This is a genomic window from Synergistaceae bacterium (assembly GCA_017444345.1).
Taxonomy (GTDB): Bacteria; Synergistota; Synergistia; order Synergistales; family Aminobacteriaceae; genus JAFUXM01.
In genome coordinates, this window is sequence record JAFSWW010000068.1 from 1 (window position 1) to 5,808 (window position 5,808).

7 protein-coding genes and 1 pseudogene are annotated in these 5,808 nt (G+C 40.1%); 1 reads left to right on the forward strand and 7 read right to left on the reverse strand.

Annotated elements, in window-relative coordinates:
• Positions 1–159: 159 nt before the first annotated feature.
• A pseudogene (locus tag IJS99_04755) lies at positions 160–372 on the forward strand (integrase core domain-containing protein).
• 139 nt (positions 373–511) lie between these two features.
• On the opposite strand, the gene IJS99_04760 reads toward IJS99_04755, so the two are convergent.
• The 7 genes from IJS99_04760 to IJS99_04790 form a co-directional block, all read right to left on the reverse strand.
• On the reverse strand, positions 512–1,003 hold the full coding sequence (locus IJS99_04760; GenBank protein ID MBQ7561126.1) for an ATP-dependent Clp protease proteolytic subunit: 492 nt from the start codon (positions 1,001–1,003) through the stop codon (positions 512–514).
• Positions 1,004–1,105: 102 nt separating this feature from the next.
• Positions 1,106–2,125, reverse strand: a complete 1,020-nt coding sequence (locus tag IJS99_04765) for a phage portal protein (GenBank protein ID MBQ7561127.1) — start codon at positions 2,123–2,125, stop codon at positions 1,106–1,108.
• A gap of 45 nt (positions 2,126–2,170) precedes the next feature.
• Entirely contained in the window at positions 2,171–2,488 is a 318-nt protein-coding gene (locus IJS99_04770; GenBank protein ID MBQ7561128.1) for a phage portal protein, read from the reverse strand.
• Between the two features lie 305 nt (positions 2,489–2,793).
• Positions 2,794–2,952: a hypothetical protein gene (locus tag IJS99_04775; protein MBQ7561129.1), complete on the reverse strand. Its 159-nt coding sequence runs from the start codon at positions 2,950–2,952 to the stop codon at positions 2,794–2,796.
• Positions 2,953–2,983: 31 nt separating this feature from the next.
• Positions 2,984–3,709, reverse strand: coding sequence for a hypothetical protein (locus tag IJS99_04780; protein ID MBQ7561130.1), 726 nt, complete (start codon positions 3,707–3,709; stop codon positions 2,984–2,986).
• 83 nt (positions 3,710–3,792) lie between these two features.
• A complete protein-coding gene (locus tag IJS99_04785) occupies positions 3,793–5,196 on the reverse strand; it encodes a phage terminase large subunit family protein (protein ID MBQ7561131.1) in 1,404 nt (467 codons plus the stop codon).
• Positions 5,153–5,650, reverse strand: a complete 498-nt coding sequence (locus IJS99_04790; protein MBQ7561132.1) for a hypothetical protein — start codon at positions 5,648–5,650, stop codon at positions 5,153–5,155. Before IJS99_04790 ends, IJS99_04785 begins: the two co-directional genes overlap by 44 nt.
• Positions 5,651–5,808: the final 158 nt, after the last annotated feature.

The window sequence follows — 5,808 nt, forward strand, 5'->3', positions numbered from 1 at the left end:
GCAAAATACAAAATTAGTATATGATACTCTGCTTAAAGCATGAATTTACGTGGACATCCTGAAAGAGTATTATTTCATTCTGATCGCGGAACACAATATATTTCTGATGAATTCCGATAATTACTTGATAACATAAATTTTTCGTAATCACTTTCAAATGTTGCTTGTCCATATGATAATGCAGTTGTAGAGTCTTTTGTTAAATTTTTGAAGAAAGAGGAAATAAGTAGGCGAAAGTTTTTGCAATTAGAAGACGTGAAGCAGTCTATAATGTCTTATATTGACGGATTTTATGATACTAAACGACCTCATAGCGCTAATAATGGATTTTCTCCTAATGATAAAGAAGCAAAATTTTGGACAAAAATTTAGTTTTTTCTCTGTTTCTGTCCACTTTATTGACTATTATCCACTAATAATTTATCCTTTCGCGTTCGGCCTCAATTCCCTTGCTGTAACCAGCCTCGAACGACTTTTTATTTCGTCCGCTTTGTGTCCCATTTTGAGCGTTTTATGTCCCGTAATTCGCCGAATTTGCCCCATTTTGAGCTGATTGTATAACCTGATTTTGTGTATTTTCTGGCATGGGTAAATCCCACTCCTGTAAAACTTTAAAATTTGCCGGTAATTTTGCTCGCATGAAATCATCAAGCCTTGAAAGCCCTGATTTATTTATGCAGACAAAACCGCCTGTTTTTGTTGTAATTGCTGAAATTTTCACGCTTTCTCCGACCTCATCGCAGAATTTGAGCTTTAATGCCTCTTTGACCGTTATATTTGCCGGATGTGATTTGAGATAGCTATAAATCGCCTGAGCCTCGAAAACATCACCGCCCACGCTGTTAATTCGTAGTGTAATATTTTCGATTTGCCCTAAGTCTTTAATTTTATTTATGAGACCTTTTGCGCTGATGAGTCCCCATTTGTCGGAGTCAAAGTCCGCTATCTGGTCATAAAGCAAAATTTCAGCCGCGTTATTGCCCATTGCTGTAACTTTAAACATTTAGCAGTGTCATCTCCTGTCTTTCTCGTCTGAGTCAGTATCTTTTATAGTGCCTGTGTCTGCAAATCCTGCCTCACGACGTAATTTTTCTTCTTTTATTCGTTAACGGTGATTTAATTCCCAGTCCCCGCCGGTGAGTTCTGCTGTCTCTCGCTGTCTTGTGCTGAAGCCGTTTTCTACACGTAAAATTGCCGCGTTGACTTCTTTTACTGGGTCTAATTGTCCCTGACTCGGCCCGTTCCATTCTGCCCACGAGTAGGCATAACGAATCATGGGATCATCAAAGAATCCCGGAGCCTTGACTCTACCTTTTAGGACTGCCTCAGATAGCCACTCTTCATAAATCGGCTGACAGAAATTATTTGACCACCATTTGCGCCAGTAATTAAATAATTTCCATGCCTCTAGTAATGCACCGCGACTCGCTGAATATGAACTCTCAAAATTTAAGAATAATACTTCTGCGGGAATTCCCAGCGCGCTCCCTATTTGACGCACAAGAGCCATAACAAACGCCTCAAATGCTGTATTAGGCCGTGCAGGTGAGACTGAAACGGGCTTAGTTCTTAACGGCAAATCCGCGATCATTCCGTACATGTCATTCATTCCGATAGTGGATAAATTTTTCTTCCAGTCGTCAAGAGCCTCGTTTTCTTCCTGAATTCCTAAATCATTTGCATAATTCTCGCCGCCTAACTGGTCATCGTTCTCGTCTCGCGGCTCATGCTCGAAAAATATCGCGAAAATCCCCCCGATAACTGCTGCCATGAGTTCAGCGTCAGAATATCGACCTAATTGCTTTAAAGTCTCAATCACAGGTGCTAAGAATGGGACTCCTCTGTGCTGTCCAATTCGCTCAAATGGTAGTAAATGCAAAATATTTCTCCGTCCTGATAAATGACCGAATGCCGGAATTCTTGTATATTCGAGCCTCTTTTGCCCGGCAAGTTCACTGTCAGGATGACGATTTGCAATATAATACGCCGTAGGTGTGCCGTCATCGTTGAATTCGACTCCTCCGTCAATTAGTACTCCATAGGGCTTAAAAAATGGATCGTGCAGCCTGTCGCCCTCAATGAGTGAAATTCTTAAATCGTACGGAAAATTGCGAGTCTTCCTCATGGGTAAAAGCACAACCGCGTCGCCATTGAGTAATACTGACTTGAATCACAAAGATTGAAGCTCGTAGAAATTCATATAGCGTGTAATATCGCAATTTTTACTATCTGCCCAGAAACAAAATTCGCGCTCTTCTTCCCATTCTGCGGCCTGTTCTTCAGTGAGTCCCAGTGAGTCAGCTCCGATCCTGCAATTAAGAGTAAGTCCCGGCCCGACTGAATCAAGCACGATTCTATCTATTGCACCTCGACCGAGCGGCCCGCCACCTGCGTATAAGTCCCGTGAACGTTCCCGCAATAATTCGAGATTGTCCGTTATGTCTTCAGCTGGAGATTTTGAAGTCGAGAACCAGCCCGAAACGCTTATAAAAAATTTTTATTCTATGAATGCACTAAAATAGAGTACTTACGCGTTTTAATTTCCGGACCATTTCGGTTTTAAGATTTTATATAAAGTAATGACTACACAAATTTTTTATAAATCATTCACAACGCAAACGGTTAGCACTATCAGAAGATAGCATGTTGTAGAAATTATGATTAAAATATTATGTTTAGATTCCCAGTATTCATAGTATTTCTCACTATATTATGAGCTGTTGCATTAATACCGCAAATTTGATAAAGAGCAGTAATTTCATCGTGAATTATATTTTTTTGCATGACTTTCTATCACCTCATAGGCGTAGGTATGGGTTGCAAAGTAGAAATAAAAGCTTTACTATCTTGATTTTCAATAATTTTAAAAGCTGGTGTAGAACCAAAAGTTATTACATAAGCATGATGTACTGATAAAACTAAATCTTGAAGAGTATTATCATCTTCCAACATATCAACATGTAGTCCTATTTCCTTGCAAAAATTAGCTTTGAAATGTCTGTTGTGTACTTTTTGAAGAATCATGCTCATTAAGATTTGCAATAATTTTATCAATAACAGCTCTATCTTCTTCCTTATTTTTATTAAACATGCATGAGCCAAGCCACTCTCTAACGAGTTCTGTCGAAAGGTTTATTGCATCAATAGCAGTTTTCATAAAAGCTGCAGGATATTGTTGTAACTTAATAGCCCAATATTGTGCATTAGCAGGGTTGTTAAGTAAATCATCCTTTGCTTCCTGAAATTCAGACATTATATTGTACGCTGGAATGCCATTAAATTGAGGGTCAATAGGTCCGAGACTGGATTGTATTCCCATGATAATTTTCTTTGCTGAACATGCAATCATAGTTCCAGCTGACATAGCAAGATGAGGGACAATAACGCGAATATCAGAAGAAAATTTTTTCCTTAAATAATTAATAATAGCTTCAGCAGCAACTGGCGAACCTCTGGGAGTATGTAGAATTAAATTCAATCCTTTTGTGCAATCCATGTTATGTACACAGTTCATAAAACCATTCATATCAGAATCATTTATATCGAGATTTTGAACAGATTGTTTAGTAAGCCATGAAGAATAATAAGCAATTATATTGCGTTTTGTGTACTCGGAAAGTTTTTTTAAATATTTTCGCCTAACTATGTCAAAATTAGTTGCTATCTCAAAAATTTGTATTTCCTTGATAATTTCACTCCAATCCGGCATATTAAACTCCTTCTTTATAAAATTATTATTGTTATAAATATCTTTCTTAAATTCTTGTCGTTATCTCATAAATAATCGCAATGTCAAAATCTCATTCCCCTAATCGCGAAAATATTTCGTCTCGCTCTAGGTTTGCAGAATTTGTATACTTCATCAGTGAAATGTCCCGCGCTGTCAATGCAGACACAAGCAATTCCTAATCTCTCACCGTCCGAATAACTCCAAGTTTTTAGCAAGAAATCATCTAAAGCCTGCCAGACATCTTTTTGTCCCGGATCTCCATAAAATACGCGATACTCTATGCCCCATGATTCATGGCCAACGCCCCAGCCTACTACTTCACATTCAAGCCTGTCATCTTGTGTGTCTACTCCGCATGTGAGAACTAATACGCCGTCCGGTAATTCTGCGTTATATTCTTCACGGTGAGACTCTAAAGCCTCAACTTCAATTGTGCCTTCTGTCGCTTCATATGGAAGTCCTAAAGCTGTATTCCACCAGCCTTTTATGCCCTCCTCGCCCTTGTGTAAAGCCTCGTGATAATCCTTAATTAGGCCGCTCCAAGTAGCCCACGGGGATGCAAAAGCATTCATATGAAAGCCGCGTATCTTTTTCTCGTCCGGATTGCTGGCTATCCACTTCCCGCGCTCCTGTCCTGCTTTCCATTCAACTTCATTGTGAACACTGCCGCATTTAACGCAAGTCATAACAGGTTCGGGCAAGTCCTTATATTTTATCTGCTCCCATGAAAACGCGTTAAATTCTCCGCATGTCGGACAAGGTACGCACCATTCTTCTTTGCTGCTTAACTCAAAATCTTTATAAATATTTGATGTCTGTAAAAGTGTAGGCGTGCTGACTTCAAGAATTCGCCTGTTCCAGAAATTTTGTGTACGCTTAATTGCTAGAGTCAAGGGATCGCCTTCTTTACCCGTTGAAACTGGGTAGCGGTCAACCTCATCACAAAGCAAAATCCTAATCGGCCTAGCAGCTAATGAAACCGGCGAATTTGTTGCAGCAATCGTGATATGACCTCCAACAAATTTTTTATGCATTAAAGTATTACCAGAATCACGACTGCGGGGATCTTTCACTTTTTCGCTCAAAACAGGCGTGTCTCGAATCATCGGCGCGAGTCTGTCCTTAGAAAAACTCAATCCCATATCAAGCGTAGGATTAAGCACTAAAATAGGGCTTGGCTCTTGATCAACAAAATAACCGATGACGTTCAGCAAAATTTCAGTCTTGCCGACCTGAGCAGCTGTCATTACTACAACGCGTTCAATTAAGGTATCAGAAATTGCGTCCATAATTTCACGTTGATATTCAGCTCTTGAAGTCCGCCATTGTCCGGGCTCTGCGCTGGCTTCAATGAGAATTCGGCGAAATCTATCAGCCCACTGAGAAATTTTCAAATCCGGCGGGGGCAGCCAAACAGTATTATTATTCAAGAATAGCTGCTGTACTCGTGATTCGTCTTCCGTCATACTCTGCTAACTCCTTTAAGGCCTCGTCTATCACTGATTTCAATTTTTCCTGTATAACTAGCAAATTTTGTCCGACTAATTCAGGCGCGATTTTAACGGGGATTGAGCGCAATCTTGTTCTAGCATTCGAAACGTTATCAGTCCAGACTTTAACAACTGCTGAGGCTCGGTGTAATTCCCCGCGTTCTTCGGCGAGTTCTAATTCTTTGAGTTCGGCCTGTGCTGTAACTAGTCGAGTTTGAGCAGCTTTGAGACTTTCAGGATCGAATTGACTGCGCCAATATGACTCTACCACTTCACCGAGAATATACTCACCGTCGCTGGATTTGGGAATTGTTCCTGTTTCGACGAGCCTAAAAAATGAACGTTCGGGCATTCTCAATAATAACGCTGCTTCAGGTGCAGAAATTACTTGAGTGCGATAATCTTTGACTTCATTTTTGCGTCTGGACAAATAAATCACCTTTTTATTCAGTCTTTATCTATTTTGGCAGTAGAATATCACAAATCCAGTTGTCAACACAATCAATTCACTGCCAGCTTGAAAATTCTGCGGCTAGGAAAATATCGGGCTCAGCGAGCTGAGCGCAGTACAAAATCGGCTCCCAGTAC